This is a genomic window from Flavimobilis sp. BM9 (genome assembly GCF_058313055.1).
This window is the reverse complement of sequence record NZ_JBZEMO010000001.1, coordinates 101,673-127,739: the sequence shown is the minus strand read 5'-3', so window position 1 is coordinate 127,739 and position 26,067 is coordinate 101,673. Positions and strand designations below refer to the sequence as shown.

29 protein-coding genes are annotated in these 26,067 nt (G+C 73.0%); 8 read left to right on the top strand and 21 right to left on the bottom strand.

What is annotated here, in order from left to right; genetic code table 11:
• Positions 1-60: 60 nt before the first annotated feature.
• From AC4F3Q_RS00555 to AC4F3Q_RS00545, 3 genes are all read right to left on the bottom strand, one after another.
• Positions 61-423 (bottom strand): NADH-quinone oxidoreductase subunit A, encoded by a 363-nt coding sequence (locus AC4F3Q_RS00555; RefSeq protein ID WP_491038317.1) that lies wholly within the window; start codon positions 421-423, stop codon positions 61-63.
• Between the two features lie 43 nt (positions 424-466).
• Positions 467-1,762 (bottom strand): geranylgeranyl reductase family protein, encoded by a 1,296-nt coding sequence (locus AC4F3Q_RS00550; RefSeq protein ID WP_491038316.1) that lies wholly within the window; start codon positions 1,760-1,762, stop codon positions 467-469.
• Between the two features lie 191 nt (positions 1,763-1,953).
• The gene (locus AC4F3Q_RS00545; RefSeq protein ID WP_168446386.1) at positions 1,954-2,646 is read right to left on the bottom strand and encodes a demethylmenaquinone methyltransferase; all 693 of its coding nucleotides are present in this window, start codon (positions 2,644-2,646) and stop codon (positions 1,954-1,956) included.
• 82 nt (positions 2,647-2,728) lie between these two features.
• Between AC4F3Q_RS00545 and AC4F3Q_RS00540 the strand changes: the two genes are divergently transcribed.
• Positions 2,729-4,027, top strand: coding sequence for an isochorismate synthase (locus tag AC4F3Q_RS00540; protein WP_491038315.1), 1,299 nt, complete (start codon positions 2,729-2,731; stop codon positions 4,025-4,027).
• Between the two features lie 197 nt (positions 4,028-4,224).
• Here AC4F3Q_RS00540 and AC4F3Q_RS00535 read toward each other — a convergent pair whose 3' ends face one another.
• The 5 genes from AC4F3Q_RS00535 to AC4F3Q_RS00515 form a co-directional block, all read right to left on the bottom strand.
• Positions 4,225-5,880, bottom strand: coding sequence for a S1C family serine protease (locus AC4F3Q_RS00535; RefSeq protein ID WP_491038314.1), 1,656 nt, complete (start codon positions 5,878-5,880; stop codon positions 4,225-4,227).
• An 80-nt stretch (positions 5,881-5,960) separates the two neighbouring features.
• Entirely contained in the window at positions 5,961-7,805 is a 1,845-nt protein-coding gene (gene menD / locus AC4F3Q_RS00530) for a 2-succinyl-5-enolpyruvyl-6-hydroxy-3-cyclohexene-1-carboxylic-acid synthase (RefSeq protein WP_491038313.1), read from the bottom strand.
• Positions 7,802-8,770, bottom strand: coding sequence for an o-succinylbenzoate synthase (locus tag AC4F3Q_RS00525; protein ID WP_491038312.1), 969 nt, complete (start codon positions 8,768-8,770; stop codon positions 7,802-7,804). Before AC4F3Q_RS00525 ends, menD begins: the two co-directional genes overlap by 4 nt.
• Before the next feature lie 239 nt (positions 8,771-9,009).
• On the bottom strand, positions 9,010-9,609 hold the full coding sequence (locus tag AC4F3Q_RS00520; protein ID WP_491038311.1) for a TetR/AcrR family transcriptional regulator: 600 nt from the start codon (positions 9,607-9,609) through the stop codon (positions 9,010-9,012).
• A gap of 47 nt (positions 9,610-9,656) precedes the next feature.
• Positions 9,657-9,974: a DMT family transporter gene (locus tag AC4F3Q_RS00515; protein WP_168446391.1), complete on the bottom strand. Its 318-nt coding sequence runs from the start codon at positions 9,972-9,974 to the stop codon at positions 9,657-9,659.
• Positions 9,975-10,095: 121 nt separating this feature from the next.
• Here AC4F3Q_RS00515 and AC4F3Q_RS00510 point away from each other — a divergent pair, with 121 nt between their 5' ends.
• Together AC4F3Q_RS00510 and AC4F3Q_RS00505 are read left to right on the top strand one after the other, a co-directional pair.
• Positions 10,096-11,070: a 1,4-dihydroxy-2-naphthoyl-CoA synthase gene (locus AC4F3Q_RS00510; protein WP_491038310.1), complete on the top strand. Its 975-nt coding sequence runs from the start codon at positions 10,096-10,098 to the stop codon at positions 11,068-11,070.
• A gap of 76 nt (positions 11,071-11,146) precedes the next feature.
• Positions 11,147-11,995: an aldo/keto reductase gene (locus AC4F3Q_RS00505; protein WP_491038309.1), complete on the top strand. Its 849-nt coding sequence runs from the start codon at positions 11,147-11,149 to the stop codon at positions 11,993-11,995.
• A gap of 74 nt (positions 11,996-12,069) precedes the next feature.
• Here AC4F3Q_RS00505 and AC4F3Q_RS00500 read toward each other — a convergent pair whose 3' ends face one another.
• Positions 12,070-12,309, bottom strand: a complete 240-nt coding sequence (locus AC4F3Q_RS00500) for a hypothetical protein (RefSeq protein ID WP_491038308.1) — start codon at positions 12,307-12,309, stop codon at positions 12,070-12,072.
• 128 nt (positions 12,310-12,437) lie between these two features.
• A complete protein-coding gene (locus tag AC4F3Q_RS00495) occupies positions 12,438-13,520 on the bottom strand; it encodes a DUF3048 domain-containing protein (protein WP_491038307.1) in 1,083 nt (360 codons plus the stop codon).
• A 91-nt stretch (positions 13,521-13,611) separates the two neighbouring features.
• On the opposite strand from AC4F3Q_RS00495, the gene AC4F3Q_RS00490 reads away from it, so the two are divergent.
• Positions 13,612-14,877, top strand: a complete 1,266-nt coding sequence (locus AC4F3Q_RS00490; RefSeq protein ID WP_491038306.1) for an AMP-binding protein — start codon at positions 13,612-13,614, stop codon at positions 14,875-14,877.
• A gap of 43 nt (positions 14,878-14,920) precedes the next feature.
• Positions 14,921-15,790, top strand: a complete 870-nt coding sequence (locus AC4F3Q_RS00485) for a 1,4-dihydroxy-2-naphthoate polyprenyltransferase (protein ID WP_491038305.1) — start codon at positions 14,921-14,923, stop codon at positions 15,788-15,790.
• Between the two features lie 18 nt (positions 15,791-15,808).
• On the opposite strand, the gene AC4F3Q_RS00480 is transcribed toward AC4F3Q_RS00485, so the two are convergent.
• Positions 15,809-16,066: a DUF4229 domain-containing protein gene (locus AC4F3Q_RS00480; protein ID WP_491038304.1), complete on the bottom strand. Its 258-nt coding sequence runs from the start codon at positions 16,064-16,066 to the stop codon at positions 15,809-15,811.
• 32 nt (positions 16,067-16,098) lie between these two features.
• Between AC4F3Q_RS00480 and AC4F3Q_RS00475 the strand changes: the two genes are divergently transcribed.
• Positions 16,099-16,554 carry a PLDc N-terminal domain-containing protein gene (locus AC4F3Q_RS00475; protein ID WP_491038303.1) on the top strand — a complete coding sequence of 152 codons (456 nt, stop codon included), beginning with the start codon at positions 16,099-16,101 and terminating at the stop codon, positions 16,552-16,554.
• A gap of 95 nt (positions 16,555-16,649) precedes the next feature.
• On the opposite strand, the gene ccsB is transcribed toward AC4F3Q_RS00475, so the two are convergent.
• Genes ccsB through AC4F3Q_RS00450 form a run of 5 tightly spaced genes read right to left on the bottom strand, consistent with a single transcriptional unit; the run spans position 16,650 to position 21,510 of the window.
• Positions 16,650-17,687: a c-type cytochrome biogenesis protein CcsB gene (gene ccsB, locus AC4F3Q_RS00470; RefSeq protein ID WP_491038302.1), complete on the bottom strand. Its 1,038-nt coding sequence runs from the start codon at positions 17,685-17,687 to the stop codon at positions 16,650-16,652.
• Positions 17,684-19,387 (bottom strand): cytochrome c biogenesis protein ResB, encoded by a 1,704-nt coding sequence (resB, locus tag AC4F3Q_RS00465; protein ID WP_491038301.1) that lies wholly within the window; start codon positions 19,385-19,387, stop codon positions 17,684-17,686. Before resB ends, ccsB begins: the two co-directional genes overlap by 4 nt.
• Positions 19,384-20,220 (bottom strand): cytochrome c biogenesis CcdA family protein, encoded by an 837-nt coding sequence (locus AC4F3Q_RS00460; RefSeq protein ID WP_491038827.1) that lies wholly within the window; start codon positions 20,218-20,220, stop codon positions 19,384-19,386. Before AC4F3Q_RS00460 ends, resB begins: the two co-directional genes overlap by 4 nt.
• Positions 20,220-20,822, bottom strand: coding sequence for a TlpA family protein disulfide reductase (locus AC4F3Q_RS00455; protein ID WP_350308718.1), 603 nt, complete (start codon positions 20,820-20,822; stop codon positions 20,220-20,222). The genes AC4F3Q_RS00460 and AC4F3Q_RS00455 overlap by 1 nt, the downstream gene beginning before the upstream one ends.
• 7 nt (positions 20,823-20,829) lie before the next feature.
• Positions 20,830-21,510 carry a histidine phosphatase family protein gene (locus tag AC4F3Q_RS00450; protein WP_168446400.1) on the bottom strand — a complete coding sequence of 227 codons (681 nt, stop codon included), beginning with the start codon at positions 21,508-21,510 and terminating at the stop codon, positions 20,830-20,832.
• A 163-nt stretch (positions 21,511-21,673) separates the two neighbouring features.
• On the opposite strand from AC4F3Q_RS00450, the gene AC4F3Q_RS00445 reads away from it, so the two are divergent.
• Positions 21,674-22,219, top strand: coding sequence for a YceI family protein (locus AC4F3Q_RS00445; RefSeq protein WP_491038300.1), 546 nt, complete (start codon positions 21,674-21,676; stop codon positions 22,217-22,219).
• A gap of 60 nt (positions 22,220-22,279) precedes the next feature.
• On the opposite strand, the gene AC4F3Q_RS00440 is transcribed toward AC4F3Q_RS00445, so the two are convergent.
• The gene (locus tag AC4F3Q_RS00440) at positions 22,280-22,906 is read right to left on the bottom strand and encodes a redox-sensing transcriptional repressor Rex (RefSeq protein ID WP_491038299.1); all 627 of its coding nucleotides are present in this window, start codon (positions 22,904-22,906) and stop codon (positions 22,280-22,282) included.
• Positions 22,903-23,190, bottom strand: a complete 288-nt coding sequence (locus AC4F3Q_RS00435) for a glutaredoxin family protein (protein ID WP_491038298.1) — start codon at positions 23,188-23,190, stop codon at positions 22,903-22,905. The genes AC4F3Q_RS00440 and AC4F3Q_RS00435 overlap by 4 nt, the downstream gene beginning before the upstream one ends.
• A 38-nt stretch (positions 23,191-23,228) precedes the next feature.
• Between AC4F3Q_RS00435 and AC4F3Q_RS00430 the strand changes: the two genes are divergently transcribed.
• Positions 23,229-24,125: an HAD family hydrolase gene (locus AC4F3Q_RS00430; RefSeq protein WP_491038297.1), complete on the top strand. Its 897-nt coding sequence runs from the start codon at positions 23,229-23,231 to the stop codon at positions 24,123-24,125.
• A gap of 103 nt (positions 24,126-24,228) precedes the next feature.
• On the opposite strand, the gene AC4F3Q_RS00425 is transcribed toward AC4F3Q_RS00430, so the two are convergent.
• The 3 genes from AC4F3Q_RS00425 to AC4F3Q_RS00415 form a co-directional block, all read right to left on the bottom strand.
• Positions 24,229-24,327, bottom strand: a complete 99-nt coding sequence (locus AC4F3Q_RS00425; RefSeq protein ID WP_003792170.1) for a 30S ribosomal protein bS22 — start codon at positions 24,325-24,327, stop codon at positions 24,229-24,231.
• A gap of 110 nt (positions 24,328-24,437) precedes the next feature.
• Positions 24,438-24,644: a helix-turn-helix domain-containing protein gene (locus tag AC4F3Q_RS00420; protein WP_168446406.1), complete on the bottom strand. Its 207-nt coding sequence runs from the start codon at positions 24,642-24,644 to the stop codon at positions 24,438-24,440.
• 140 nt (positions 24,645-24,784) lie between these two features.
• Positions 24,785-25,969: an acetoin utilization protein AcuC gene (locus AC4F3Q_RS00415; protein WP_491038296.1), complete on the bottom strand. Its 1,185-nt coding sequence runs from the start codon at positions 25,967-25,969 to the stop codon at positions 24,785-24,787.
• Between the last annotated feature and the right edge of the window lie 98 nt (positions 25,970-26,067).

Sequence of the window (26,067 nt, the reverse complement as noted above, 5' to 3'; positions counted from 1 at the left end):
TCCTCACACGTCCACGTGCGCCGTCCAGGCGGCCTGTCCTGCGTCGTCCTGCCACGTCCGTCAGTCCCACTCGAACCCGCCCCGACGCCACTCGTAGACGAACGGCACGGTGATCATCACGAGGAACGAGAGGATCGCCACGAGCCCGAACACCGCGAGCGTCGAGAAGTCGACGGCCCACGGGTAGAGGAAGACGACCTCGATGTCGAAGATGATGAACGTCATCGCGACCAGGTAGTACTTGATCGGGAACCGGCCGCCGCCGACCGCGTGCGGGGTCGGCTCGATGCCGCACTCGTACGCGTCGAGCTTCGCGCGGTTGTAGCGCTTGGGGCCGATGAGCGCCGACGCGGCGACACCGCCGATGGTCAGCACGAGAGCGATCCCCATGAGGAAGAGCAGGGGAACGTACGGGTTGGTCATCGCGTGCCTCCGTAGGGAGCGGACGTCGTTGTCGGGGTGGCGGTCATGCTGCCGGGACGATCTTCGTGAGGCCGGAGATGACCCGGTCGACGAGGTCTCCTCCGCGCGGCTCGTAGCAGTCGGAGAGGAGCTTGACCGTGAACTTCATGAGCAGCGGCCGCGGCAGCCCGTACCGGGTGCACAGGCGCATGACCTGCGGGTGCTCGATGAGCTTCACGAAGTACTTGCCGAGCGTGTAGTAGCCGCCGAGGTCCTGACGCATGATCTCGGGATACCGGCGCAGGGCGGCCTCGCGCGACGACGCCGTCGTGCGGGCGCGGGACTGGGCGATCGTGTCGGCGGCGACGCGCGCTGCCTGCATCGCGTACGCGATGCCCTCGCCGTTGAACGGGGACACCATGCCGCCGGCGTCGCCGACGAGCATGAGGCCACGGTCGTAGATCGGCTTGCGGTTGAAGGCCATCGGGAGGGCAGCGCCGCGGACCTTGCCGCGCTGGTTCTCCTCGGTGAAGCCCCACTCCTCGGGGACGTTGCGCATCCACGTGGCGAAGAGCTGCTTGTAGTCGATCTTGGTCGCTGCGGCGCTCGAGGACACCGAGCCGAGACCGACGTTCACCGTGCCGTCGCCGAGCGCGAAGATCCAGCCGTAGCCGGGCAGCAGCGCGGACTCGTTCGGCTTGCCCTCCCACAGCTCGAGGTGCGACTCCATCCAGGCGTCGTCGTGGCGCGGAGACTCGAAGTATGTGCGGACGGCGACGCCCATGGGGCGGTCGTTACGCTTCTCGATGCCGAGCGCCGTCGCGAGGCGGGCGGAGACGCCGTCGGCAGCGACGACGACGGGCGCGCGGAACGTCTGCTCCTCGCCTGCGCGGCGCCCCTGCTCGTCGACCGGGCGGGCGGTGACGCCGACGACACGGCCCGTGCGCTCGTCGAGCACAGGACCGGTGACGTTCATGCCCTCGAGGATCTTGGCGCCCGTGCTGCGGGCGTGCTCGGCGAGGAGCTGGTCGAAGGACATGCGGGCACGTGCCATGCCGTAGGACGGGTAGGACGCGAGCTCGGGCCACGGGAGCTCGAGGCGGTGGCCGCCGCCGATGACGCGCAGGCCCCGGTTGCGGATCCATCCGTCCTGCTCACGGATGGGCACGCCCATCGTGACGAGCTCGGAGACGGCACGCGGCGTCAGGCCGTCGCCGCAGATCTTGTCGCGGGGGAAGCGTGCCTTCTCGAGGACGATGACGGAGAGCCCGGCCTGGGCGCAGTAGTGGGCGGCGGTGGCCCCAGCGGGACCCGCACCGACGACGATCACGTCCGCGTCGTCGTCACGCCTGTTCACCATGCCTGCGCACCCTCGTCTTCGTGGGACCTAGAACCTTGTGAATGCTCTCACAAGGCGCCTGCTTCACTGTATCCCGGCCCCAAGGCCATGTCTGCCAAGGTAAACCTCAGCGCGTCAGCAAACGCTGGGACCAAGGGCCCGCGACACACGGCCAGTACCGGGTATAACCCTCCTGCCCCAGCCTGCCCCGCTCACGGTCGGAACGCACGGTGCAGCGCGGCGATCCCCCCCGTGAGATTCCGGTAGGACACGGAGCGCCAGCCGGCCTCCTGCATGAGCTCCGCCAGGCCGCGCTGGTCGGGCCACTCACGGATCGACTCCGCGAGGTACTCGTACGAGCCGCCGTCCTTCGTCACGGCCGCCGCGATCTTCGGCAGCGCCCGCATCAGATACTCCTCGTAGACCGTCCGGAACGGCTTCCACGTCGGCGACGAGAACTCGCACACCACGATCCGGCCGCCCGGGCGCACGACCCGGAGCATCTCGCGCAGCGCACCGACCGTGTCGACGACGTTGCGCAGCCCGAAAGAGATCGTCACCGCGTCAAAGCTCTCGTCTGCGAACGGCAGCCTCGTGGCGTCGCCAGCCGTGAACGAGAGGTCCGGCCGACGCTTCTTGCCGACCTGCAGCATCCCGAACGAGAAGTCGCACGGGACGACGCGCACCCCCTCGTCGGCGAACGGCTCGCTCGACGTGCCGGTCCCCGCCGCGAGGTCCAGGACGCGCTCGCCCGGGAATGCCCCCACGGCCTCGGTCGTGGCACGCCGCCAGGCGCGGTCCTGCCCGAGCGACAGGATGTCGTTCGTCAGGTCGTAACGACGGGCGATCCCGTCGAACATCGAGGCGACCTCGTGGGGCTTCTTCTCCAGGCTTGCGCGCGACATGCTCCCACCCTAGGCGTTCGTGACAGCGACCACGTCGCGCCCGGCACTGCGGCGGCCTCGCGCCGCATAGGCTGGACGGACCATGATCCAGGCACCACAGCGTCTCGTCGCGCGGACCACCCCGCTCGCCCTGCCGGACGCCACCTCCGACCCCGCCACGCTCCTCGACCTCCTGCCGCGGCACGCACCCCTGAGCTGGGTCCGGCGCGGCGACGGGCTCGTCGGCTGGGGCGAGGCCGCCCGCATCGAGGTCGACGGCGCCGCACAGCTCGACGACGCGCACGCCGCATGGGCGGAGCTGCTGGACCGCACGGAGATCGACGACGCCGTCCGCACGCCCGGGACGGGCCCCGTCGCGTTCGGCTCGTTCGCGTTCGACCCCGCCTCCCCGGCGGGCGGCGCGCTCGTCGTCCCTGCCGTCGTCGTCGGTCGCCGCGGCGACGCCGCCTGGGTCACCACGATCACTCCCGACGACGAGGTCCCCGCAGCGCCACCGCGCCTCGCCGACCTGCTCGCGGGCGCCGCGGAACCGGTCACCGGGCCTGGCGCCGTCACGCTCTCCGACGGCTCGCTCACGCGCGAGGCGTGGTGCGACGTCGTCGCCCGGGCGGTCAAGGAGATCCACGCCGGGACCGTCGACAAGGTCGTCCTCGCGCGCGACGTCCACGCCCGCGCCACCGCTCCCGTCGACCCGCGCTGGCTGCTCGGACGCCTCGCGGACGAGTACTCGACGTGCTGGACCTTCTCCGTCGACGGCCTCGTCGGCGCGACGCCCGAGCTGCTCGTCCGCTCCGAGCGCGGCCTCGTCATCTCCCGCGTCCTCGCAGGCACCGTGCGGCGCACGGGGCACGACGCCGACGACCTCGCCCGCGCCGCCCAGCTCTCCCACTCGTCGAAGGACCTCGAGGAGCACGAGTACGCGGTCACGTCGGTCGCACGCTCCCTCGAGCCGTTCTGCGCGTCGACGAACGTGCCCGAGACCCCGTTCGTCCTGCACCTGCCCAACGTTCTCCACCTCGCGACCGACGTCACGGGCGTCCTCGCCGACGGCGTCTCGTCCCTGACGCTCGCGGGCGCCCTGCACCCGACCGCCGCCGTGTGCGGCACCCCGACCGACGACGCGCGCGAGCTCATCCGTCACATCGAGCAGCTCGACCGCGCCCGCTATGCGGGTCCGGTCGGCTGGGTCGGTGCCGACGGCGACGGCGAGTGGGGCATCGCGCTGCGCTCCGCAGAGATCGCGCCCGCGCAGGACGACGCCGGGTCGCACGACCTGCGCCTGTTCGCCGGGTGCGGGATCGTCGCTGCGTCCGTCCCCGCGGACGAGCTCGCGGAGACCGAGGCCAAGCTCGAGCCGATGCGTTACGCGCTCGGCGGCTGACGCGTCCCACGCCCCGCAGCACCACCTGGCCCCGGACAGCACGAAGGGCCGGGAACACCCGGAGGTGTGCCGGCCCTTCGTCGAGGCGCCGAAGCGCCTCCCAGGCGAGCGCGCGGCCAGGGGTAACCGCTGCTCGGCCTACCTCGTTCGCGTCGACAGGGAACGACACGAACGAGGAGATCTTCTCGTAATGCGGCCTAACGCTCGTTGCCGTAGAAGTATTCCCAGAGCTGCTCGGGGGTCATCCCCTCGGGCGGCGTCTGCTGGCCCTCTCGACCGGGCGTGCTCGGCTGCTGATCGTTCGACGTCTGCTCTGCCGGACGGGCCGCGAGCGTCACCGTCACGTCCATCGACGTGCCGCCGCGCACGATCGTCAGCGTCGCCTCGTCGCCCTCGACACGCTCGCGCACCGCAGCGGTGAGGAACTCGTAGCCCGTGACAGCCTCGCCGTCGATCGCGACGACGACGTCGTCCTTCTGGATGCCCGCCTTCGCCGCCGCGGAGCCGTCCGTGACCTCGACGACGAGCGCGCCACGGCGCGTCACGCCGTCGGCCGTCGCCGTCGCGTCGGAGAGGGTCACGCCCAGGAAGGCGTGCTCCGCGACACCGTTCGCGATGAGCTGGTCACCGACGGACTTCGCCAGGTTCGAGGGGATCGCGAAGCCGAGGCCGATCGACCCCGACTGCGACGCGCCCGACGAGAGCGTCGCGATCGACGACGTGATGCCGATGACGCGGCCCTGCGCGTCGAACAGCGGACCGCCCGAGTTGCCGGGGTTGACGGCGGCGTCGATCTGGAGCGCGTTCGTCACGACGGGTGACTCGGTGTTCCCTTCGCCTGCGGTCGTCACGGGCCGCGCGACAGCGGACACGATGCCCGTCGTCACGGTGTTCGCAAGGCCGAGCGGGTTGCCGACGGCCATGACGGCGTTGCCCACGACGACCCCTTCAGAGTCGGCGAACGTCGCGGCGGCCAGGTCGCTCGGCGGGTCGACGATCTTGACGACCGCGAGGTCCGTCGACGAGTCGAGGCCGACGATAGTGGCGTCGTAGAGCCTGCCGTCCGAGAGCGTGACGGTGACCTTGTCGTCGCGTGCACCGGCGACGACGTGGTTGTTCGTGAGGATGTGCCCGCTCGTGTCGTAGATGACTCCCGAGCCCTGCCCCTCGCCCGACGCCGTGGTGACGTCGATCGCCACGACCGTGGGCGCGACCGCGGCAGCGACCGACTCCCATGCGGCAGGCGTGACCGAGTCGACGGAGACGGGGCTCGTCTGGCCGAGCCGTCCGACCCCCGAGCCCTGGCTCGTCCCGGTCGCGTTGTCGTCGAGGAGCGACGTCGTCAGGGCGGCGGTGCCACCTCCGACGAGGAGCGCGGTCACGGCGGCGGTCGACACGACCGCGGGCCACAGACGCTTCTTGCGGGCCGGCTGCTGCGGGGCGAACGCGGAGCCGGGCGCCGTCGGGCCGCCGGGCGTGGTCGGGCCGCCGGGCGCGCCGGCGCCTGGGCGCCCGCCGCCGTAGGGCTGCTGGACCTGGGGGTAGCCGTGGCCCGTGCCGGGAGCGTGGGCCGACGGCGCGTGCGGGGCGGACTGCGCGTAGGGCGCGGACGTCGTGTACGGGCCGGGCGCGGGGGCCGGCGCCGGCTGGCCTGCTGCCGCGCCGCTCGGGGACGCGAACGCCGCGTTGGCTGACGGCGGCGCGGGCACAGGGCCAGGGCCGGCGGGCTGCGACGCCGCAGGGAGCGGTGCCGTGGCGGGGGCCGACGCGTCAGGGTGCTCACCAGGGGTGCGGCGCTGCTGAGGGCCGGGCTGGGGCGCTGCGGGGACGGGCTCGGTGATGTTGTCGTTCATGGTGACCTCCTCGGGTAGACCCATCTCAACAGAGGTGCCTGGAGCGTTCCTCGAACCTCCCTGAAAGTCTGCTGTGACTATCAGCGGGTTGCGAGCGCAGCCCTCACCGCCGCAGCGGCCGCCGCCGCTGCGTCCCGTCGCCCGGCCCGGTCGACGACGACCTCGAGCACGCTCGTACCCTCCGGGGGCGCAGCGAGCGCCGCACGCACCTCCCCCGGCGTCGTCGCACGCACGTGACGCACACCGTAGGCGGCGCACAGCGCGCCCAGGTCGACCGAGTGCGGGGTCGAGAACACGCGCTCGAACACCTCGGCCCGACGCGCCGACACCCGCGCGAGCTCACCGTGCTCGAGCCCCGCGAAGATCGAGCCGCCGCCATCGTTGACGACGACGACCTGAAGCTCCGGGCGAGGCTCACCGGGCGCCCCGAGGAGCCCTCCGACGTCGTGCAGGAACGTCACGTCACCGAGGACCGCACGCACGGGACGGCGCTGGCCTACGGACGCGCGTGCGAGCGCGACGCCCGTGGCGGTCGCGACGAGACCGTCGATCCCCGCGAGGCCCCGGTTCGCGACGACCGCCGGGGGCTCGGCCCACCGGTGCACGAGATCGAGGTCCCGCACAGGGTTCGACGAGCCCACGACGAGGACGTCGTCGGGCGTGAGCACGTCCGCGAGGAGACGCACGGCCTGCGGGGCCGACACGCGCGCGGCGGCGTCCGGCCTGTCGAGCGACGCGACGGCGTCGACCGCGGTCGCGGCAGCACGACCAGCGCGCGTCCAGAGGTCCAGCCACGCGTCGTCCCGTCGCCCTGGCTCGAGCCAGGCCGCGGGGACCGCGGGCAGCACGACCGACGCGTTGCGCGCCGCGTCGGGCCACGGGCCGCCGTCGGTCGCCACGACGACCACCTCGACACCGTCGCGCGCGAGCAACCGCTGCACCGGACGGGCGAGGGTCGCACGACCGATCACGACGACGTGCTCCACCTCGTCGACGAGGCCGCCGTGCGCGAGCACCTGCGTCGGCACGTGCACGAGGGCAGGCCCGCCGGCCGCGCCCGAGACGGGCTCGGCGAGCAGCGGCCAGCCACGCGCCTCCGCGAGAGCACGCGCGACCCGCCCCGCGCCGTCTCCCGCGACGACGACCGTGCGCCCCGCGGGCAGCGCGACGTCGAGCGCCGGGTCGACGTCGCACCGCGTCGCAGGTCGCACGTCCGGGACGGTCGGCGCCGGGTGCGCGAGCGCCGGCGAGGCGGCGAGCGTGTCCACGTCGGCCGGCTCGGGCAGCTCGCCCAGGTCCGCTGCCGGCGCGAGCGGGTCGCGGTAGGCGACGTTGAGGTGCGCGGGCCCCGGGCGGCCGGACCGGCCGCCGCGGGCCGCATCGACAGCGCGCGCCGCCGCGTGCACGACGTCGCGCTCCTCCCCCGGCCGGCCGTCCGGCGCGGGCACGTCGACCGTCAGGCGCGCCGCGCCCTCGAGGATCGCCCGCTGGTCCGTCGTCTGGTTCGCGCCCGTGCCGCGCAGCTCGTGCGGCCTGTCGGCCGTCACGAGGAGGAGGGGGACACCCGCATGGTCCGCCTCGAGGACCGCAGGGTGGAGGTTCGCGACCGCGGTGCCGGACGTCGTCACGACCGCGACGGGCGCGGGCGCGACGCGCGGCTCGCGCGGGTCCACAGGCGCGTCGAGGGCCCGTCCCCGCGCGATCCCGAGCGCGAGGAAAGCAGCGTCACGCTCGTCGATCCGCACGTGCAGCGTCAGCTCGCCGCGTGCGCTCGCGTCCGCGACCGCGTACGCGAGCGGCGCCGAGCGCGAGCCAGGGGCGAGGACGACGTCACGCACCCCGAGGCGCACGAGAGCAGCGACGAGCGCGCGGGCCGACACGAGCGCCGGGGGCACGGCGGAGGCCCCGCTCGCGGCCCCGCTCACCAGGCCGCCCGCTCGTCGGCGGGGACGTCGAGGACGCCGGCGAGCCGGTCGAGCCGTGCCCGCCAGCGCTGTGCGACGTCGTCGGGCGCCTGCGTGCGCTCGAGCGCCGCGGGGCTCACGACCGGGCGCCGCACCGCGATGCTCCCGTCGACCGGCAGGAGCGGTCGCACGACCGTGTCGTCCGTGAGGAGGTGCGCCGTCGCGAGGCCGCACGCGTACGGCAGCTCCGGGAGGGCGGCCGCGAGCGCGATCCCTTGCGCGAGGCCGACCGACGACTCGAGCGCGGAGGACACGACGACCGGCAGACCGATGTCGGCAGCGAGGTCGAGGCACGCCCGCACGCCGCCGAGCGGCTGCACCTTGAGCACGACGACGTCTGCCGCGTCCTGGCGCTTCACCTCGTAGGGGTCCTCGGCGCGCCGGATCGACTCGTCGGCAGCGACCGGGACCGAGGTGCGGCGGCGCACCGCCGCGAGGTCCGCGACGGTCGGGGACGGCTGCTCGACGTACTCGAGGCCGCCCGCCGCGCGGTCGAGCACGCCGAGGCGCGCGACCGCGGTGTCGACGTCCCAGCCGCCGTTCGCGTCGATGCGGATGCGCCCGCCCGGACCGAGCGCGTCACGCACGGCCTCGAGGCGCTCGATCTCGTCGTCGACGCTCTGGCCGGGCTCGGCGACCTTGACCTTCGCCGTCGTGCAGCCGCCGGACGCGAGGACGATCGCCCGGGCCTGCTCGCCGTCGACCGCGGGGACGGTGACGTTGACCGGGATGCGGTCGCGGACGTGCGGCGGGTTGAGCACTGTCGCGGCCTCGCGGGCCGCGCGCAGCCACGCCGCCGACTCGACGTCGTCGTAGTCCCAGAACGGGGACACCTCCGCCCACCCGGCAGGACCGTGGATGAGGACGCCGTCGCGCGCGTCGATGCGGCGGAAGCGCGTGCGCAGGGGGATCGAGTAGACGTGCACCTGCCCAGCGTAGAGGCCCGCGCGAGGCGTCGCCCCGCCTCCTCGTCGGGGCGGAGGCCCGTGCCCTGATCGCGCTCCCGGTCGCCGAGGTAGGGCGTCGCACGCCAGGTAGGGGGCTGCGCGCGAGGTAGGGCCCTCCACGCCCCTACCTCGCAAGGGCGGGCCTACCTCGCGGGGACGCCCCTACCTCGACGACGAGCTCGGCACCGGCCGCATCCCGTCGTCAGGGGCGGCTGCGGCTAGCGCGCGAGGAGGCGGACCAGGAGCGCCGCGACGTACGGGCGCACCGGGCGGCCCTCGGACAGGGCGGCGACGGCGCCGCCGTCGACGGCCGCGAGGACGAGCGCGGGCGGCTGGTCGACGCCGAGGGTGCGGAGCATGTCGGCGATCGCGGCGTCGAAGCGGTGCCGGCCGGACGCGTAGCTGCGCGCGAGCGCGGGCGTGCGGCCTGCGCTGACGAGGTGCTCGTAGTGGTGGCGGACGACGGCGTCGTCCCCCTCGGGCAGGAGCGCGCGCGTGATGAGCTCGGCGCGACGCAGGCCCGTGGTCGCGGCGGCGACCGCGTCGGCGTCGTCGAGGACCTGGCGGATGTTCGTCGCCCAGGACTCGGCGAGGACGGAGCCGCCGACCTCGAGGATCTCCTCGAGGGACGAGAAGTAGTACGTCGTCGACGCGAGCGGCAGGCCGGCGCGCGCGGCGAGGCTCCGGTGCGTGAGCGCGGCAGGACCTTCCTCGCGGATGATCGCCGCCGCCGCAGCGACGAGCGCCTCGTGGCGTGCCTCGCCCCGGGCGCGGCGGCGCGGGGCGTCCGAGGTGTCGGTCGGCGTCTTTGTCGGCACGGGGCGTCCTCAGGGCTCGGGCGGGCGTCGTGGCTGCGTCGTCGGGGCTACGACTCGGAGAGGTTCAGCCCGACGATACCGGCCACGATGAGCACGAGGGAGACGATCTTGAGGACGCTCATCGGCTCGTCGAACAGGGCGACCGCGACGATCGCGGTGAGCGAGGCGCCCACACCGGTCCAGACGGCGTACGCGACGCCGACGGGGAGGGTGCGCAGGGCGATCGCGAGGCCGCCCATGCTCAGCGCGAGCAGGACGACGAAGGTGACGCTCGGCCAGAGGCGGGAGAACCCCTCGGAGGCCTTGAGGCTCAGCGCCCAGCCGGCCTCGAGCATGCCGGAGATGATCAGGATGACCCATGCCATGGTGATGGTCCTCGGGATCGGGTAGCGGGCCTTCCCGCCTAGTTAGTGGTACGAGCGTACCACTTTGGCCGTGCGTCCCGACGCGTCCCGCCGCCGGCGCTCCGACCGATAGCCTGGCCGCATGGTCACGCCCCTCCCCGCCCAGGTCTCCGAGACGTTCGACCCCACCCGCTGGCGCACGATCGTCGGCTTCGAGGGCCTCACCGACATCACGTACCACCGCGGCGTCGAGCGGACCTTCGGCGACGACGGCGCGGTCACGGACGAGCGCGACCTGCCCGTCGTGCGCGTCGCGTTCGACCGGCCCGAGGTCCGCAACGCCTTCCGCCCGCACTCCGTCGACGAGCTCTACCGCGTCCTCGACCACGCGCGCATGAGCTCCGACGTCGCCGCCGTGATCCTCACCGGCAACGGCCCCTCCCCCAAGGACGGCGGCTGGGCCTTCTGCTCCGGCGGCGACCAGCGCATCCGCGGCCGCGACGGCTACCGCTACGTCACGGACAACGACGCCGTCACCGCCGACGCGATCGACCCCGCCCAGGCGGGGCGCCTGCACATCCTCGAGGTGCAGCGCCTCATGCGGACGATGCCCAAGCCCGTCATCGCCGTCGTCAACGGATGGGCCGCGGGCGGCGGGCACTCGCTGCACGTCGTCGCCGACCTGAGCATCGCGAGCCGCGAGCACGCGCGCTTCAAGCAGACCGACGCGAACGTCGGCTCGTTCGACGCCGGCTACGGGTCCGCGCTCTTCGCGCGGCAGGTCGGTCAGAAGCGCGCCCGCGAGGTGTTCTTCCTCGCCCGTGAGTACTCCGCGCAGGACGCGTACGACTGGGGCGCGGTCAACGAGGTCGCCGACCACGCGGAGGTCGAGAACCTCGCGCTCGAGTACGCGCGCATCATCGCGACCAAGTCGCCCCAGGCGATCCGCATGCTCAAGTTCGCCTTCAACCTCGCCGACGACGGCCTGGCCGGGCAGCAGGTCTTCGCGGGCGAGGCGACGCGCCTCGCCTACATGACCGACGAGGCCGTCGAGGGACGCGACGCGTTCCTCGAGCGCCGCGACCCGGACTGGTCGGGGTTCCCGTACTACTACTGACACGGGCACCGACACGCGGCGAGATCACACCTCGTATCGATTCGACCAGTGAACGAGGCAGGCGCATCATAGGAAGATGACCACTCCTCAGATCCCCGCGACCACCCTGAACGACGGCGTCCAGATCCCCCAGCTCGGCCTCGGTGTCTTCGAGGTCCCCGAGGACGACACGCAGCGCATCGTCGAGGATGCGCTCGCCGCCGGCTACCGCCACATCGACACGGCGGCCGGCTACTACAACGAGGAGGGCGTCGGCGCCGCGCTGCGCGCGACCGACATCCCCCGCGACGAGCTCTTCGTCACCACCAAGCTCCGCAACGGCGACCAGGGCTACGACACGACGCTCGCCGCGTTCGAGGCGAGCCGCGCAGCGCTCGACCTCGAGTACGTCGACCTGTTCCTCGTCCACTGGCCCGTCCCCTCGCTCGACCTCTACGTCGAGACGTGGCGAGCCTTCGAGAAGCTCCAGGCCGACGGCCTCGTCCGCTCGATCGGCGTGTCCAACTTCCTGCCCGAGCACCTCGACCGCCTCGTTGCCGAGACGCAGGTCGTCCCCTCGGTCAACCAGATCGAGGTGCACCCCACGTTCCAGCAGGCCGACCTCCAGGCCGCCACCCGCGCCCACGGCATCGCCGTGCAGGCCTACTCACCGCTCGGGCGCGGCACCGACCTCGAGGCTCCCGCCGTCGTCGACGCCGCTCAGCGTCTCGGCGTCTCCCCCGCGCAGGTCGTGCTCCGCTGGCACCTGCAGGCCGGCCGCATCATCATCCCCAAGTCCGTGACGGCCGAGCGCATCCGCTCCAACATCGACCTCCTCGGCTTCGAGCTCTCGGCCGCCGACGTCGCCGCGATCGACGCGCTCGAGGCCGGCAACCGCCTCGGCGCCGACCCGGCGACCGCAGCGTTCACGCAGTACCGCGACTGACCAGGAGCGCGGGCCGCGCGAGCGGCAGCCCAGACAGCGACCTCCCCGTCACACCCGTGACGCGGGAGGTCGCGTCACGCTCCGAGGATCGCACCAGCCAAGGAGACGACCTCGCGCAGCCCGACCGCGAGCGCGGTCGCGAGCGCGGTGAGCATCGCGACCGCGAACGCGGTCGGCGCGGTCGACGTCTTCCAGCCGTCCGCGTCGTCGTCGAGATCTGCGGGAGGGAACGACGGCGGGACGTCGTGGGTGCTGCGCTCGTCGCGCGAGCGGGAGAAGGTCGGGATGCCGGGGTGCGGGTGCGTGGTAGCCATGGCTCTACCCTCGTTCGCCGGGCCACCCCACCGCGTCGGCCCCCAGGCTCGAGAGACGACGACGCCGTACCCCGGGCGGGGTACGGCGTCGTCATACCGCAGGCGTACGGCGCGTGCGCGCCTCCGCGTCAGCTCAGCTTGTAGGAGCCCGTGCCCTTCGGCATCAGCTCGACCCAGGTGTTGCCCGGAGCAAGGTTGATCGGCTGACCGTCCTTCTCGAGCGTCAGAGGCGTCTCCTTGTCCTTCTTGACCCACTCCACCTCGAGAGTCTTGCCGCCGGTCGCCACGAGCGCCTTGCCGCGACCCTCGAGGACGTTGTCGGGGACCATCGTGCCGCCCTGCGCGTTGAGGCCTGAGTCGATCTGCTTGACCTCGATCACGACGACGTTGACAGCCTGGAGCTGGTCACCCTTGGCGTTCATCGCCTTGGCGCTGCCCTCCGAGCGCTTCCACGCGTCCTTCGACCACGCCCACGACGGCTTGGCCGCGGCGGACATGTTGAGGGAGATCGTCTTCGTGTCCGTCCCGGTCGCCGCAGCGCTGGCCGTGGCAGCGTCGGCCGCGTACGTGAACTGCTGCGCGGGAGCGGCCGAGTGCTCGGCGTCCGCTGCCTTGATGATCGTCTTGAGGTTCGCGTAGACGTTGTGCGGGGCACGGCGAGCGCTCGAGCGGGACAGGCCCGCAGCACCGGCGTCGTGCGAGATCGCCTGGACGTCCGACTTCGCGATGCGCTGGACCATCTTCTTCTGCGCGCCCGAGAAGACGAACAGCGGGTTGGCCGGCGTCACGACGCGCAGGTCGACAGGACGCGCCGAACGGACCGGCCCGACCTCCTTCGGGAAGCTGGAGTTGAACACCGCGATGAACCGCGACACCTCGTACTCGACGATCGTCTCCCAGACGATGTCGGCGTCCTCGAGGCCGCTCTGCGGACGCGCCGCAGCGGTGTTCTCGACCTTGACCGCGATCGCAGGACGTGCCGGGACCTCCTCGACCGCGACACCCGTGAGCGGCCAGACGATCGGCACGACAGGCTCGGGAGCGGCGTTCTTGTCGGCGTCGACGTTCGGGTCGACCGTCACGGTCGGCGTGGGGACCGGGTCCTCCGAGCCCGAGCAGGCCGTGAGCCCGAGGGCCAGGGCTGCGACGGTGACGAACGCCAGCGAGCCACGCACGCTGGCGCGCGCGGCGGAGTGAGCGGTGAGTTGCACGGTCTTGATCTCCCGGGAGGTTCGGTGCCCGACCGCCACAGGCCGGGTTCTGCTGCGCCCACCAGCCTACGACCCCGTCTACCGTGAGGGGGTGAACCGACCGTTGATCCACGTCCCCTCCGCTCGTGCTCTGCGCACGTCCTCCACGACCGGGGCGGTCGCCGCCGCGCCGCACGACGACGTCGCCGAGCTCGTGCGGCTGCTGCGCGGCGCCCTCGACGGCTCCGGGCCAGCGGTCCTCGCTGAACCTGCGGAGCCCGGGACCGAGCAGCTGCCGGACGTCCCGGACGACGTCGCCGTCGTCGTCGGCACGTCCGGCTCGACCGGCCGCCCGCGCCGCGTCATGCTCACGGCCGACGCCCTGCGCGCGTCAGCCGAGGCGACCGCCGAGCGGCTCGGCGGTCACGGCCGCTGGCTGCTCGCCCTCCCGACGACGCACGTCGCGGGCCTGCAGGTCGTGCTGCGCGCGGTCGTCGCAGGTTCGGACGTGACCACGGTCGCACCAGGTCCGTTCCGTCCCGACGCGTTCGTCGAGGCGGTTCGCCGCATGGACGACGCCGCCCCGATCGGGGGGCAAGCCCTGCTGCGCCTCACGTCGCTCGTCCCCACCCAGCTGCACCGGCTGCTCGACGACAGCACGCCCGAGGGCGACGCGGCGGTCGCGGCGCTCCGCTCGTTCGACGCAGTCCTCGTCGGAGGGGCGGCGCTGCACCCCGACCTCAGGGCGCGCGCCGAGGCCGCAGGCGTGCGCGTCGTCATGACGTACGGCATGTCGGAGACGTGCGGCGGCTGCGTGTACGACGGCGTGCCGTTGCGCGGGGTGCGCGTGCGCACCGACCCGACGGGTCGCGTCCTGCTGTCGGGCCGCGTGCTCGCGCGCGGCTACCTGGGCGAGGACGACGCGGACGGACCGTTCATCGACATCCACGGCGGCCGCTGGCTGCGCACGGAGGACCTGGGCGAGCTCGAGCTGTCCGAGGACACGATGCAGATCACGCTCACGGTCCTGGGCCGCGCCGACGACGTCGTCGTGACCGGCGGCGAGAAAGTCTCCACGGGCGCGGTCGAGGCCGCGCTGACCGGCTGGGGCGGCCTCGGTGAGGTCGCCGTCGTCGGGACGCCCGACGACCAGTGGGGGCAGGCGGTCGTCGCGATCGCGACCGCGCCCGGCGAGGCGCCGACGCTCGACGACGTGCGCGCCCACGTCCGCGAGGTTCTCGGCGCCGCGGCGGCGCCGCGCACGCTGCGCGTCGTCGACGCGCTCCCGCTGCGCGGCCCCGGCAAGCCCGACCGCGCCGAGCTCGCACGCCTCGCCGCCGAGGCGTGGGCCGCGCCGCAGGGCCCGACGCCCCCGTGAGGAACTAGGCTCGTACGGTCGTCCCGCCGACCTGAGGAGAACGATGGCCACCCCCCGCCAGTGGATCGCCGGTGCCCGCCCGCGCACGCTGCCCGCCGCTGCCGCGCCGGTCTTCGTCGGCACGGGTGCCGCCGCCCAGCTCGACTCGTTCCACGCGGGTGCCGCCGCGCTCGCGCTCCTCGTCGCTCTCGCGATGCAGGTCGGCGTCAACTACGCGAACGACTACTCCGACGGGATCCGTGGCACAGACGCGGACCGGGTCGGGCCGATGCGGCTGACAGGGTCGCTCGCGGCGCGCCCCTCCCAGGTGCAGGCGGCAGCGTTCGCCTCGCTCGGCGTCGGCGCGCTCGCGGGGCTCGGCCTCGTGGCGCTGTCCGGACAGTGGTGGCTGCTCGCGGTGGGCGCCGCAGCGATCGTCGCCGCGTGGTTCTACACGGGCGGCAAGCGTCCGTACGGGTACATGGGACTCGGCGAGGTGTTCGTCTTCGTGTTCTTCGGCCTCGTCGCCGTGCTCGGCACGACCTACACGCAGGCCGGCCGCATCTCGTGGGCCTCAGGCCTCGGGGCTGTCGCGATCGGCCTCATCGCGTGCGCGATCCTCATGGTCAACAACATCCGCGACATCCCGACCGACCACGTCGCGGGCAAGCGGACGCTCGCCGTCCGCCTCGGCGACCACCGCGCGCGCCGCGCCTACTGCGCGATGATCTGGGGCGCGATGCTCCTCGGCGTGCTGTGCGCGCTGACGACGCCGTGGGCGCTGTCGGTCGTGCTCCTCGCGTTCCCTGCGACGCTCCTCACGCTGCCCGTGCTCGCAGGCGCTCGCGGGCGCCTGCTCGTCCCTGTGCTCGGCGGCACGGGCCTGTTCGAGCTCGCGTTCGGGATGCTCCTCGGGTTCTCGCTCGCCCTCTGAGAACGGGCGGCGCCTGCCTCAGCCCTCGGCCTCGGCGTCCTCGTCGGCCTCGTCGCGCGACGGCTTCCCTGCTGCCGCGCGGCGGGCCTCGGCGCGCTCGGCGAGGTAGATCGCAGCGAGGTCCCGCGGCTGTCGCAGCAGCACGGGCGACGCGAGCAGCGCGATGATGACCGCCACCAGCAGGAGCAGCCAGCCGCGGAATCCCGCGACGGAGAGCAGGCCGACGCACGCCGCGAGGAGCAGGAGCCGGTAGAGGGAGTACAGGACGACGGGCATGCCTCCCAGCCTAGGCGTCTACCCTGGGAGGCATGCCCCGAGTACTTCTGACGCTCGCCGTGATCGCCCTCACCGTGTACGCGGCGACGGACGCGTGGAACGCGGAGGACGAGGACCGTCGCGGTCTTCCGCGCGGCCTGTGGCTCATCCTGATCCTCCTGCTCCCCGGCTTCGGCGCGATCGCGTGGTTCGCCCTGTCGAGCCAGACGCGGCGCGCGCGGGCCGGCGCGTCAGGTCCGCGGCGCCAGCCCGGCGTTCGCCCGACGGCCGCCCCGGGCGCTGCGCCGCGGTCCGGCGGGCCCGTGGCCCCGGACGACGACCCCGAGTTCTTGTGGCGGCTCGAGCAGGAGCGGCGTCGTGCGGCGCGCGAACGTCGGCGCGAGCACGGTCACGGACGTGGCGACCGGCACGGTCGCCCGTCGCACGAGACCGGCGGGGACGCGTCGTCGGCCGACGACGAAGACCCCGCAAGCCCGCAGGGCTCCTGACGCACCGCCGGCGAGGCTCCTGACGCACGGCCCGACGACGAAGCGCCCGGCTGGACCGTGAGGTCCTGCCGGGCGCTTCGTGTTCTGGCCGCCGCTCAGATCTGCGAGTAGCTGTGCATCCCGTTGAACAGGATGTTGACGCCGGTGAAGTTGAACAGCACGCACGCGAAGCCGACGACGACGAACCAGGCGGCGCGCCGCCCCGACCAGCCGCGCGTCGTGCGCGCGTGCAGGTACGCCGCGTAGACCACCCAGATGACGAAGCTCCAGACCTCCTTGGGGTCCCAGCCCCAGTACCGCCCCCACGCATCCTCGGCCCAGACGGAGCCGCCGATGATCGTGAAGGTCCACATCACGAAGCCGACCGCGTTGATCCGGAAGCTCAGCACCTCGAGCTGCGCAGGCCGGGGCACCGAGTCGAGCCAGTGCCACGACGCGAGCACCCCGGAGCCGTTCGCGCGCGAGTCCTGCAGGAGCTGCAGGACCGAGGTGGCGAACGCGACCCCGAAGACGCCGGTCGCGAGGATCGCGATGCCCACGTGGATGACGAGCCAGTAGGACTGCAGCGCCGGCTGCACGCCCGCTGCCGCGACGTGGAAGGCGTTGAGCGCGACCATGAGCGCCGAGACCGACAGGATCGTCACGAAGATGCCGAGGAAGCGCACCTCGAGACGCTGCTGGATCACGAGGAAGACGAGGACCGTGCAGAAGGCACCGACGAGCGTGAACTCGTACATGTTCGCCCACGGCGCGCGTCCGGCGGCGACGCCGCGGGTGACGATCGCTGCGAGGTTGAACAGGAAGCCGAGCCACAGCGTCGACATCGCGATGCCGAGCGGCTTCGAGCTGCGCCATGCGCCCCAGGGTGTGCCCTTGCCGCGGCCAGCGTTCGCGGACGCGCTCGTGCCGACCGTGGAGTCTGGTCGCGCGGACCACCCGGGGGTCGTGATCGACGTGGGCGTGGTCGCGGTGGATGCGACGCTCATCGCGGTGGCGAGCGCCGGCTGCGGGGCTGCTTCCTCGACGGGCGCGCCCGCGCGGCGCGCCATGTCGATCGCGAACGCGACCATGGCGATCGTGTAGGCGGTCGCTGCACCCCACACGAGGATGTCGCTGATCTCACCGATGGTCATCGGTCGGCTCCTTCGGAGTCGTTCGTCGTAGCCCCGGGGGGCGGGATCGCGGCCGACGCCGCGTCGAGCATCGCGTCGACCTCGCCAGGGAGCCCGGCATCGTCGGTACGGGCGAGGCCTGCTGCGCTCACCACTGTACGTGGCGCGCCGTCGACCGTCTCGGTCCAGGCGCGCAGCCACACGCGCCTGCGCGGCGTGAAGAGCGACAGCATGAGGCCGGCGAGGGAGGCGACGGCGAACGTCGCGATCCAGGTGAGCGCCGGGTCGTGCCGCAGGTCGAGCGCGACGAAACGGGGGACGCCCGTCGCGGTCTGCGTCGGGTCGTCGGGCAGGCCGCCCCGGAACGTGAGGCGGCCGAGGCCGTCAGGCAGGTCGACGCTCTGGCCCGGCGAGAGCAGGATCGTGGCCGGCTCGTCGCCGTCGTCCACCTGGATCATCGCGTCGGTGTCGAGCTCGTAGACGTTCTGCGGGATCCCGGAGTCGAGGCCCAGGTCGCCGCGCCACACGGTGAGCACGAGCACGGGGTTGCGCAGGTCCGGGTGGATCGAGCGAAGGCCGCCCTCGGTCATCTGCGCGGTCGGCAGGAGGTAGCCGACGAGGCCGATCTGGTCGCCCGACGTGACGTCGGGCACCTTGATGACCCCGCGCGACGTGTAGACGGCGTCCTCCGGGATGAACGGGACGGGCCCCGAGAACGCGACGTTGCCGTCGGCGTCGACGACCTCGACGTCAGGTGCGAAGCCGTTGCCCTGGAGGTAGACCTTGGCGCCGCCGATCTCGAGCGGGTGGTTGACCTTGATCGTCTCGGGGCGAGGCGCCTGCTCGTCGTCGCGGACGGTGACGTGCGCCGTGAAGTCCTTCGCGGCGAGGCTCGCGTCCTCGGTGAACTCCGCGTCGAAGTCGTCGAGCGTGATCGAGAACGGGTGCAGCGACTCCGGGTCGAAAGCCGTGCCGGACGAGAACGTGTCGTAGGCGCTGACCGAGTTGGCGAAGCCGCGGCCCTGCACGACGATCGCCTGCCCGCGGTACTCGAGCGCCTGGCCCACGCCGACCGAGACGAGCAGCCCGAGCAGCGCGAGGTGGAAGAGCAGGTTGCCCGTCTCGCGCAGGTACCCGCGCTCGGCGGAGACGGTGTGCGCGACGCCGCCGAGCGCGCCCGCAGGGGCGGGCTCGGTGCTCTGCTCGACGCGGAACCGCGGGAGCCAACGGGGCCCGCGCAGGTGCGCCGCCGCGGCGTCGGCCACGTCGGCGGGCGACGCGGCGACGACCCGCTCGGCGCGTGCCGGGAAGCGCTCGAAGCGTCGCGGCGTGCGCGGAGGCTTCGCGCGCAGGGCGCGCCAGTGGGCGCGCACGCGCGGCGTGATGCACCCGACGAGCGAGACGAACAGCAGTATGTAGATCGCGGAGAACCACACCGACGCGTAGACGTCGAACATGCCCATCCGGTCGAGCCAGGGGCCTGCGGTCGCGTGGTCCGCGAGGTACTGCTCGACTGCTGCGGGGTTCTGCGGGCGCTGCGGCAGCGCAGAGCCCGGGACGGCTGCGACCGCGAGCAGCATGAGCAGGAGGAGCGCGACGCGCATGCTCGTGAGCTGGCGCCACGTCCAGCGGATCCAGCCGACGACGCCGAGCGCCGGGAGGGGCGCGGACCCGTTCTCGACGAACGCGTCCTCGATGCCCTCGGGGCGGTAGCCGCTCACAGCGCCGTCTCGAATCCGCCGACGAGCCCAGCGAGCGACTGCGTGAGGGAACCCCACAGCCCGGTGACGAGCGCGATGCCGACGAGGACGAGGAGGCCGCCTCCGACGCGCATCACGGCGAGACGGTGGCGGCGCAGGAACGCGGTGAGCCGCACGGACGACTCGAGACCCAGCGCGACGGCGAGGAACGGCAGGCCGAGCCCGAGGCAGTAGGCGACCGCGAGGACGGCGCCGCGGCCTGCGGTGCCCTGGTCGAGGGCGAGCGCATTGATCGCGACGAGCGTCGGCCCCATGCAGGGCGTCCAGCCGAGGCCGAAGACGAAACCGAGGAGCGGCGCTCCCCACAGCCCCGCGCGGGGGGCGAGGTGGAAGCGGCGGTCGGTCTGCAGCGGTGCGAGGAGACCGACGAACGCGAGCCCCATGAGGATCACGACGACGCCGAGGACGCGGGTGAGCGTCTCTTGGTGCTCCCGCAGGAGCCCGCCGACGGAGCCGAAGAGGATGCCGTACGCGACGAAGACGACCGTGAAGCCGGCGACGAAGAGCCCGACGCCGGCGAGGACGCGGCCGCGGCCGGAGGTGCGCTCCTCGGTCTGCGCGGGGGCGGTCTGGTCGTCGGTCTGCGCGGTGCCGGTCGGTGCGGCGGCTGCCGCCCCGCGCACGCGCCGCGCGTCGGCGGCACCAGCCATGCCGCCCAGGTACCCGAGGTAGCCGGGCACGAGCGGCAGGACGCACGGCGACGCGAAGGACAGCAGCCCCGCGAGGACGGCGATGGGGAGCGCGAGGAGGAGGGAGCCGCTGAAGACCGTCGTCCCGGCGTCCGCGAGGACGATCACGTCTCGGCCAGGACGTCGTCGATGATCGCGGCGATCGTCGTCGCGTCGAGCAGCCCGAGGACGCGTGCGGCGACGCGACCCTGCCGGTCGAGCACGACCGTCGTCGGGGTCGCGGCGACGGGGACCACGCCCTCGAGGGCCGACGTCGCGGCGCCCGACCGGTCGTCGACCGACGGGAACGGGATCTCGTATGTGCGCTCGAAGGCCTGCGCCGCCCCGGCGTCGTCGGTGCGGTTGATGCCCAGGACGTGCACCCCCTGCTCGGCTCGCGACGTCGCGAGCTCGGCGAGGACGGGCGCCTCGACACGGCAGGGCGGGCACGCGGCGAACCACGTGTTGAGGACGACGACGTCGCCGCGCCACGCGGAGACGTCGACCGCCTCGCCCGTGTAGTCGGTCCCCGTGAGCTCGAGCGCGGGGCCGCGCTCGGCGGCGGCCCACGTGCGCACCGAGCCGTCGCCCGACTGGTAGCCCTGGTCGGCGATCTGGGTCGGCCCGTCGTCCGGTGCGGAGGAGCAGCCGGCGAGCAGCACGAGAGCGGCGACGGCGGCGGCGACCGCGCGTCGTGCGGCTCGGGCGGGGTGGGGGCGGGCGTTCACGGCCGGCTCAGGCTCCTGCGACCTTGGACGCGCCCGGCAGCAGGTCGGCGACGGGCTCGGAGTAGTCGAGGCCGACGAAGCGGTCGCCGTCGAAGCGCAGGGAGGTCACCGACGCGAGCGAGCACTCGCGCTTGCGCGGGTCGTGGAAGTACGGGCGGCCCTCGTACGAGGAGCGCGTGATCCACACGGGGAGCTGGTGGGAGACGAGGACGACCTCGTGACCTTCCGCGAGCCTCCGGGCGTCCTCGATCGCGGCGCGCATGCGGGCGACCTGCTGCTTGTAGGGCTCGCCCCAGGAGGGGCGCCACGGGTTGATGAGGCGGGGCCAGTGCCGCGGGTGGCGCAGCGAGCCGTCGCCGACGCCGAACGTCTTGCCCTCGAAGTAGTTGCCCGCCTCGATGAGCCGCTCGTCGGTGCCGAGCTCGAGGCCGAACGCGGCTGCGATCGGGGTCGCGGTCTCCTGGGCGCGCTGGAGCGGCGACGCGATGACGTGCGTGATGTCTCGCCGCACGGGGGTGGTGCCTGCCGGGGTCGACTCGCTCGTCTCGCCGGCGAAGTGCTTGGCCACGCGGGCGGCCATCTCGTAGCCGCGCTCGGAGAGGTGGTACCCGGGCAGGCGCCCGTAGAGGATCCCCTCGGGGTTGTGGACTTCGCCGTGGCGCATCAGGTGGACCGTGGTCTGAGGCATGGGCCTAGTGTCGCAAACTTCCCGCTCGCGCCGGGTGTGGCGCTCGTCTCTGAGCCGTGTGGTGGAGACCACTTGCGTTCCGCGCGGATGTGGTTGAAGATTAACTTGAAACGGCAATCAATGCAGCCGCATGAACCTCGTCGCACACCCCAGGAGACTCACCATGACCGCTCTGCCCACCGGCCTCGCCCCCGCCACCTACACGATCGACGGCTCGCACACGCAGGCCGGGTTCACCGTCCGCCACGCCGGCATCTCCAAGGTCCGCGGCACCGTCCCCGTCACCGAGGGCACCATCGTCATCGGCGAGGACGTCGAGAGCTCCTCCGTCACCGCCGTGCTCGACGCGACCGCCCTGAGCACCGGCGACACGAACCGCGACGCCCACCTCCAGAGCGCCGACTTCTTCTCCACCGACGTCAACCCGACCTGGTCCTTCACCTCGACCTCCGTCAAGGCCGACGGCAGCGACTTCCTCGTCACGGGCGACCTCACGATCGCCGGCGTCACGAAGCCCGTCGAGCTCGCGCTCGAGTACACCGGCTCCGCCGTCGACGCGTTCGGCGCCGCCCGCGCCGGGTTCGAGGCCTCCGTCACCATCTCCCGCAAGGAGTGGGGCATCACCTGGAACGCCGCCCTCGAGGCCGGCGGCGTGCTCGTGAGCGACAAGGTCGCCATCCTCCTCGAGGTCTCCGCCGTCAAGGCCTGATCCTCGTCACAGACCGAAGGCCCGGCGACCCCCTGCGCCGGGCCTTCGTCATGCCCACCCTCAGACAGGCGGCAGGTAGTACGACAGGATCTGCAGCTCGGCCGCGACGTCCACGCTCCGCAGCGCGACGCCGTCAGGCACCGAGAGCGCCCGCGGCGCGAAGCTCAGCACCGACCGCACACCGCTCGCCGCGACCGCGTCGAGCGCGTCCTGCGCGGCCCCGCCCGGCACCGTCAGCACCGCGAGCGACACGTCCCGCGCCACCACGAGCCGAGGCAGCTCCGCAAGGTCCGCGACCTCGACCCCGGCGACGGTCGTCCCGACCACCTCCGGGTCGACGTCGACGAGCGCGACCACCTCGAAGCCACGCGGCACCAGCCCGGCATGGCTCGCGACCGCCCGGCCCAGGTTGCCGACACCGACCACCACGACGCCGCGACGCCGCCCCACGCCCAGCGCGCCACGCACGTGCGCGCGCAGCTCTGCGACGTCGTACCCCACACCACGCTTGCCGTACGACCCCAGGTGCGACAGGTCCCGACGCAGCTGCGCAGGCTCGACCCCGGCCGCCGCCGCCAGCTCGACCGACGACGCCGTCACGACACCACGCCGCACGAGATCGTCGAGGACCCGGGCGTACACGGGGAGCCGCGTCAGCGTCGGCGGCGGCACCGCCGTCGACGTCATCGCGCCACCCCCGACGGCCCCCCGAGCGCACGGCGCAGCCGCCGCTCGTCGACCCGCCAGAACGCCTGCTGCACGCCGTCCACCAGGACGACCGGCACGTAGTCGGAGAACTGAGCGACGAGCTCCGCGTCGCCATCGACGTCCACCTCGACCCACCGCTCCCCCGCCTCGGCGCACACGGCCGCGACGACCACACGGGCGTCGTCGCACAGGTGGCAGGACGCACGAACGAGCAGCTGGACCCGCGGCGCTGCGCCGGCGGACGAGGTGGTCACCGGTTCCATACGGCAACAGTACGGACTGTCTCGCTAGAGTGGACGACATGTCGACCGCCCGCGAGCCCTCCGCAGACGAGTCGGTCGAGCCGGTTCCCGAGCAGTCGGCCGAGGCCGCCGCCGACGCGGCCCTCGACCTGGCCAGCCCCGTCGAGAGCACGACCGTCGACCCGACACGCATCGCCGCGTTCTTCGACGTCGACAACACGATCATCCGCGGCGCAAGCGCCTTCCACCTCGCGATCGGCCTGTACCGCCGTGACTTCTTCAAGATCCGCGACCTCGTCTTCGCAGCGCTGCAGCAGTGGCGCTTCATCGCGCTCGGCGAGAGCAAGGAGCAGATCAGCTCCGTGCGCGACCGCGCTCTCGGCATCATCAAGGGGCACACGGTCGCCGAGGTCACCGCGATCGGCGAGGAGGTCTGGGACCAGGTCCTGTCGCTGCGGATCTTCCCCGGCACGCGCAAGATCCTCGACGCGCACCTCGCGGCGGGCCATCAGGTGTGGCTCATCACCGCGACGCCCATCGAGATCGGCGAGCTCATCGCCCGGCACCTCGGCGCGACCGGGGCGCTCGCGACGATCGCGGAGCACAAGGACGGCGTCTACACGGGGCGTCTCGTCGGCGAGATGATGCACGGCGAGAGCAAGGAGGCCGGAGCGCGCGAGCTCGCGGACCGGCTCGGCCTCGACCTCGCCCACTGCTACGCGTACGGCGACTCGGCGAACGACATCCCGATCCTCAGCTCGGTGGGCCACCCGTGCGCGATCAACCCGGAGCCGCGGCTGCGGCGCCACGCGAAGGACGTCGGCTGGCCCGTGCGGGAGTTCCGCGGCAAGCGCCGCCTCGCGAAGCGCGGTGTGAAGACTGCGAGCGCCGCGGGTCTCGTGTGGTTCCTGACCCAGGTCGCACGGTCGGTCCGCCGCTCGATCGCCAAGCGGTGACGCAGCGCTGACGCCCGGCCGACGCGCGAGGCCACCACCAGGTACGGCAAGAGCCCCCGTCCCGAGGGACGAGGGCTCTTCGCAGAGAACGCCTGCGGCGTCCTTACTTCTTGTTGCGACGCTGGTGGCGCGTCTTGCGAAGCAGCTTGCGGTGCTTCTTCTTCGCCATACGCTTGCGACGCTTCTTGATAACGGAGCCCACGGGTCCTCGCAATGTCGATCGGTAGCTTGCACGGCACACCGGGAGGCACCGCGCTCGGAAAGTCCGTCCGCCAGTCTAACCCCTGCCGCACCCTGCCCGCGACACAGGTGTCAGGAGGACTTCAGGTCCCGCAGGTCCTGAGCCCCACCGAGGTACTGCTGCAGCGCCTCGACGGGCACGCGGAACGACTTGCCGACCCGGACCGCCGGGATCTCGCCCGAGTGGACGAGGCGATAGACGGTCATGCGGGACACACGCATCTCGTCGGCCACCTCGGCGACGGTGAGGAAGCGAGGCCTCGCGGCGGCGTCAGACATGCAAGCGCTCCTCGTGTCGAACCTGGTCAGGTGGGTGTGCGGACGCACAGCCTGGGCCGCGCGTGCAGCACACTCTAGGCCCTGCGCGACTCACGAGGGAAGATGCTTCACCCTCCCAGGAAGGACACCCCACCTGCCCGTCAGTACGGCTCGGGGTGCAGCCCGAGCAGCGGGAAGACCGCGGACCGCGTCGCCATGACGGCGCGGTCGACACCGTCGGCCGGGTCGTACCGGCCGGACCAGGACGGGTCCGCGTGCTGCTCGTCCCCGTCCTCGTCGATGACCGCGGGCGGCTCGGCGCCGACCTCCCGGCGCACGAGCTCACGCCACTCCTCGGGGAGCGGGGTGTGCGCGGGCACGGGCACGTGCGCGGCCTCGGCGAGGAGGCTCGCCCACACGCGCGGCACGACGTCGACGACCGCGTAGCCCCCACCTCCCAGCGCGACCCACCGGCCGTCGCACAGCTGGTGCGCGAGGGCGTGCATGCGCCGCACGGCGGCGCGCTGCGCAGCCGTGCTGACGCGCAGCGACGAGAGAGGGTCGTGCGCGTGGGCGTCGCAGCCGTGCTGCGTCACGAGGACCTGCGGCCGGAAGTCCATGAGGACCTCAGGCACGACGCCGTCGATCGCGCGCAGCCAGCCTGCGGGTCCCGTGCGCGCCGGGAGCGCGACGTTGACCGCGCTCCCGGGCGCGCCCGGCCCGCCGGTCTCGGTCGGGTAGCCCGTGTGCGGGAAGAGCGTCGCAGGGCTCTCGTGGACCGACACGGTCAGCACCCGCGGGTCGTCCCAGAACACCTTCTGCACGCCGTCACCGTGGTGCGCGTCGAGGTCCACGTACGCGACGCGCTCCACGCCGTCGTCGAGGAGCGCGCGGATCGCGACAGCGGCGTCGTTGTAGACGCAGAACCCCGACGCCGCGTCCGGCATCGCATGGTGCATGCCGCCCGCGACGCTCACCCCGTGCAGGGCGTCGCCGCGCCAGACGGCGCGGGCTGCCGCGCACGTGCCCGCGACGATGCGCGCGGCGGCGTCGTGCATGCCCGCGAACAGCGGGTCGTCCTGCGTGCCCAGCCCGCGGTGCAGGTCGCGCACGCCGCCCGACGCCGCGTGGACCGCTGCGACGTACTCGGGGGTGTGGACCGTCTCGAGGAGGGAGTCCGGCGCGATGCCGGCGTCCGCGACGACGACCCCGTCGGCGTCGAGCACCCCGAGGGCGCGCGCGAGCTCGATCGTCAGGTGCAGGCGCAAGGGCGCCATCGGGTGCCCCGGACCGAAGTCGTAGCCGAGCAGGTCCGCAGCCCACGCCACGTGCACCGTCGCCGCCATGAGCGTCACGCTAGCGCGCGCGGTGCTCGACGGCGCGGCACGTCCAGGTCCCCCACCGCGCAGCCGCAGAGGTGGCACCATAGGCCAGTACGCCGTAC